The sequence below is a fragment of the Streptomyces sp. BR123 genome, from assembly GCF_013401435.1.
In the GTDB taxonomy this organism is placed as follows: domain Bacteria; phylum Actinomycetota; class Actinomycetes; order Streptomycetales; family Streptomycetaceae; genus Streptomyces.
Genome location: NZ_JACBGN010000424.1, coordinates 1 through 4666 on the forward strand (window position 1 = coordinate 1; position 4666 = coordinate 4666).

At 70.7% G+C, this 4666-nt stretch carries 3 protein-coding genes, 1 pseudogene and 1 riboswitch; of the genes and pseudogenes, 2 read left to right on the forward strand and 2 right to left on the reverse strand.

The window, feature by feature from the left end; genetic code table 11:
• Positions 1–352: 352 nt before the first annotated feature.
• Positions 353–550: a DUF5999 family protein gene (locus tag HYE82_RS34185; RefSeq protein ID WP_306439682.1), complete on the forward strand. Its 198-nt coding sequence runs from the start codon at positions 353–355 to the stop codon at positions 548–550.
• A gap of 126 nt (positions 551–676) precedes the next feature.
• Here the strand turns inward: HYE82_RS34185 and gcvP are convergent, their stop codons facing one another.
• Positions 677–3562, reverse strand: coding sequence for an aminomethyl-transferring glycine dehydrogenase (gene gcvP / locus HYE82_RS34190; protein ID WP_179178114.1), 2886 nt, complete (start codon positions 3560–3562; stop codon positions 677–679).
• A 197-nt stretch (positions 3563–3759) separates the two neighbouring features.
• Positions 3760–3857, reverse strand: a riboswitch (glycine riboswitch).
• Positions 3858–3970: 113 nt separating this feature from the next.
• Here gcvP and HYE82_RS34195 point away from each other — a divergent pair.
• Positions 3971–4351: a PRC-barrel domain-containing protein gene (locus HYE82_RS34195; RefSeq protein ID WP_179178115.1), complete on the forward strand. Its 381-nt coding sequence runs from the start codon at positions 3971–3973 to the stop codon at positions 4349–4351.
• Between the two features lie 30 nt (positions 4352–4381).
• Here HYE82_RS34195 and HYE82_RS34200 read toward each other — a convergent pair.
• Positions 4382–4666 (reverse strand): annotated as a pseudogene (locus tag HYE82_RS34200) (DNA polymerase IV); the annotation flags it as partial.

A 4666-nucleotide genomic window follows, 5' to 3' on the forward strand; every position in this document is an offset into this window, starting at 1 on the left:
GTGTCCGAGCTGCTGCCCGTGATGACCCACCGGCTCACCCCGCCCGCCCCGCCGATGAGGCCGCCTCTGGCCGCTCCGGCCGCCTGATCAGGCCCTCCCCCGAACGGCCCATCCGGCCTAGTCCCGCCGGGCCACCCGTGAACCACCCAAAATGACAGGCGAGTTGGGCTGAACCGCCCGCACGGGTGATGCGTCATCAATCTGTGAGGACAGCTACCGGAAATCCCTGCGGACCGAGGTCCGGAGGGCAACACTGGGACTGACCACATCACGTCGTCGACCACGGGGGGCGGCCATGAACCAGGCATCGAGCCGCAGCACACAGACCACACCGCAGCGAAAGAACGCATCCATGTGTCAGCACCAGCCAGCGTGCCCGTCAGCAGACTCCGCCGACCGGGAGGCCGCCAAGCCCGTGGCCAACCACCCCGAACAGGGATGGAGCCTGCTGTGCAACGGTGTCCTGCTCTTCGAGGACACCGGTGAGCTGCTGCCGGACGGCCAGATCATCGCTCCGCACCGCCCGGTGGTGGCGGCGCAGGCGGCCTAGCCGACGCCGGCTCGGCGGAACGCCGGAACAGCCGAAGCCGAAGGGGCCGGTCCGGGAGCAATTCTCCCGGACCGGCCCCTTCAGCGTGCAGTCAGCTCATGCTTTTGTGTCAGGTCGCCGTACGCCTCAGCTGTCGTACTCGTCCAGCGGCGGGCAGGAGCAGACCAGGTTCCGGTCGCCGAAGGCGCCGTCGATCCGGCGCACCGGCGGCCAGTACTTCTCGGTCGCCGAGACGCCACCAGGGAAGACAGCGTCGTCCCGGGTGTACGCGTGCGCCCACTCGCCGCCGAGCATCGCCGCGGTGTGCGGGGCGTTGCGCAGCGGGTTGTCGTCGGCCGGCCACTCGCCGGACGCGACCCGCTCGATCTCGGCGCGGATGGCGATCATCGCGTCGCAGAACCGGTCGATCTCGACGAGGTCCTCGGACTCCGTCGGCTCGATCATCAGCGTTCCGGCCACCGGGAAGGACATGGTCGGGGCGTGGAAACCGTAGTCGATCAAGCGCTTGGCGATGTCGTCCACGCTGACGCCCGTCTCCTTCGACAGCGGGCGCAGGTCGATGATGCACTCGTGTGCGACCAGGTCGCCCGGGCCGGTGTAGAGCACGGGGTAGTGCGGCTCCAGGCGCTTGGCGATGTAGTTGGCGCCGAGCACGGCCACCTGGGTGGCGCGCTTGAGGCCCTCGCCGCCCATGAGGCGCACGTACGACCAGGAGATCGGCAGGATGCCGGCGGAGCCCCACGGCGCGGCCGAGATCGGGCCGACGCCCGTCTCCGGGCCGGCGGTCGGCTGCAGCGGGTGGTTCGGCAGGTAGGGGGCCAGGTGCGCCCGGACACCGACCGGGCCGACGCCCGGGCCGCCGCCGCCGTGGGGGATGCAGAAGGTCTTGTGCAGGTTCAGGTGCGAGACGTCGCCGCCGAAGTGGCCGGGCTTGGCGAGGCCGACCAGGGCGTTCAGGTTGGCTCCGTCGACGTAGACCTGGCCGCCGGCCTCGTGGACCTGGGCGCAGATGTCGGCGACGTGCTCCTCGAAGACACCGTGGGTGGACGGGTAGGTGATCATCAGCACGGCGAGCTCGTCGCGGTACTGCTCGATCTTGGCGCGCAGGTCGTCCGCGTCGACCTCGCCGTCGTCCGCCGTCTTGACGACGACGACCTTCATGCCGGCCATCACGGCGCTGGCGGCGTTGGTGCCGTGCGCGGAGGACGGGATGAGGCAGACGGTTCGCTGCTCGTCGCCGTTCGCGCGGTGGTAGGCGCGGACGGCCAGCAGGCCGGCGAGCTCGCCCTGGGAGCCGGCGTTCGGCTGGATCGAGACCTTGTCGTAGCCGGTGACCTCGCAGAGACGTTCCTCCAGCTCGCTGATGAGCGTGAGGTACCCCTCGGCCTGCTCGACCGGGGCGAACGGGTGCAGCTGGCCGAACTCGGGCCAGGTCACCGGCTCCATCTCGGTGGTCGCGTTGAGCTTCATCGTGCAGGAGCCCAGCGGGATCATGCCGCGGTCGAGCGCGTAGTCCTTGTCCGCGAGCTTGCGCAGGTAGCGCAGCATCGCGGTCTCCGAGCGGTGCTGGTGGAAGACCGGGTGCGTCAGGTATGCGTCCGAGCGCAGCAGGCCCTCGGGCAGCGCGTCGGCGGTGGTCTCGTCGAGCGCCTCGATGCTCGCGGTGACGCCGAAGGCGGCCCAGACTGCCTCGATGTGGGCGCGCAGGGTGGTCTCGTCGACGGAGACGGAGACGTGGTCGGCGTCGACCTGGAACAGGTTGACCCCGCCCTCGCGGGCGGCGGCGACGACCTCGGCGGCCTTGCCGGGCACGCGGGCGGTCAGGGTGTCGAAGTACGAGCCGTGCACGAGCTCGACCCCGCCGGCCGTCAGACCGGCGGCGAGCAGCGCCGTGTAGCGGTGGGTGCGGCGGGCGATCGTCTTCAGGCCCTCGGGGCCGTGGTAGACGGCGTACATGCCGGCCATGACGGCGAGCAGCACCTGCGCGGTGCAGATGTTGCTGGTGGCCTTCTCGCGGCGGATGTGCTGCTCACGGGTCTGCAGGGCAAGGCGGTACGCCTTGTTGCCGTCCGCGTCCACGGAGACGCCGACGAGGCGGCCGGGCAGCGAGCGGGCGTGCTTGTCCTGGACGGCCATGTAGCCGGCGTGCGGGCCGCCGAAGCCCATCGGGACGCCGAAGCGCTGGGTGGTGCCGACGGCGATGTCCGCGCCCAGGGCGCCCGGGGAGGTCAGCAGGGTCAGCGCGAGCAGGTCGGCGGCGACGGCGACGATCGCGCCGAGCTCGTGCGCCTGGTCGATGACCGGCTTGATGTCGCGGACAGCACCGGAGGCACCCGGGTACTGGACGAGGACGCCGTAGATGCCGCGTTCGGCGATCTCGGCCGGGATGCCCTCGGACAGGTCGGCGACGACGACCTCGATGCCGATCGGCTCGGCACGGGTCTCGATCACGGCGATGGTCTGCGGCAGGGCGTCGGCGTCGACGAGGAACACGTTGCCCTTGGCCTTGCCGACGCGGCGGGCCAGGGTCATGGCCTCGGCGGCGGCGGTGCCCTCGTCGAGGAGGGAGGCGCCCGAGGTCGGCAGGCCGGTCAGGTCGGCGACGACGGTCTGGAAGTTCAGCAGGGCCTCGAGGCGACCCTGGGAGATCTCGGGCTGGTACGGCGTGTACGCGGTGTACCAGGCCGGGTTCTCCATCACGTTGCGCAGGATCACCGGCGGGGTGAAGGTCCCGTAGTAGCCGAGACCGATCATCGAGGTCATGACCTGGTTGCGGCCGGCCAGGCGGCGCAGCTCGGCCAGCACCTCGGCCTCGGTCCGCGCCTCGGGCAGGTTCAGCGCCTCGGCGGTCTTGATGACGTCCGGTACCGCGGCGGCGGTCAGTTCGTCGAGCGAGCCGTAGCCCACCTGGGCGAGCATCTTGGCCTGCGCCTCGGCGTCCGGGCCGATGTGGCGCTGCTCGAAGGGGATGCCTCGCTCCAGCTGGGAGAGCGGAATGCGGTTGGCGGTCATGTACGGAGGCCTCCTGGGTCGTACGACCTGCGAGGGGCACCACGGCGCGGGCGCCCGGACGGCCTCCCCCTCTGTCATCTCAACCTGAGAGCTTCACCGGCTCCTGCGGAGTTCGTCCGCGGGGTCCGGTTTTCACCGTCGGTGAGGGGTGGAACCGGCACTGCGGGCCCGGCACCGCCCCTGCTTTCCAGAGTGGCCTCGTCCGTGCGGTACGTATGCCTGAGAGATTCCGGGGAGGATTTGCTCCTTCGGCGCCTCCGTCGAACTCGGTGGAGGACTCTCCCGCACAGGGTCAGCAGCCATCACCCAGCCTACCAGCGAGGTTGCGGGATCTCCCTCGAGTGGCCCCCTCCGGGGAAATGGCCTTTTGTAGTCATTACGGAGGAGTTGCGACCACGTGGAGGGACCGTGCAGACAGATATCGATCCCCGCAGCCTGATCGGCCGCAAGGCGTTCGACCGCAACGGCACCAAGATCGGAACCGTTGACGAGGTCTACCTCGACGATGCCACCGGCGTCCCGGAATGGGCCGCCGTCCGGACCGGTTTGTTCAGCCGGGACGCCTTCATCCCCCTGGAGCCGAGCGAACTGGTCGGCGACACGCTGCGCGTCCCCTTCGAGCGCGCCCTGATCAAGGGCGCCCCGGACTTCGGTGTCGGCCGCCATCTTTCCCCCGAGCAGGAGCTGCAGCTCTACCACCACTACGGGCTGGACGTCTCCCTCCCGTCCGACTTCACGTTCAGGGGTGATTTCGGCCACGTGGCCAACGGCGAGCAGGGCAAGGAGTAGCCCCCGCCCGGCCCGGTCGCCCCGCCCTGGTCACCCGCCCCGGCCCACCAGGGGCAGCGGATCGGACGGCTCCAGGTCGGGGTCGTCCACCTGGAAGGTGCGGACCCGGCCGGGGGCCGATCCCGGCTGCTCGAACCGCACGGTGACCCGCCCGAGCCCGCTGCCCTGCACCCACCCCGGCCCGTGGACGGCATGCCGGACGTCCTTCCCGGCCGCCCAGTGCCGCTCACGGGCGCGCTGCGGCAGGCCGGCCGACCCATCGGCCGACCCGTCCCCCACAGCAGCCTCAGAAGCCCTCTGGGCCCCTTCCGAACC

Bases quoted from the DNA above. Each gene is read 5' to 3' on its own strand.
- HYE82_RS34185 (WP_306439682.1), top strand. From the start codon at position 353: ATGTGTCAGCACCAGCCAGCGTGCCCGTCAGCAGACTCCGCCGACCGG.
- gcvP (WP_179178114.1), bottom strand. From the start codon at position 3,562: ATGACCGCCAACCGCATTCCGCTCTCCCAGCTGGAGCGAGGCATCCCC.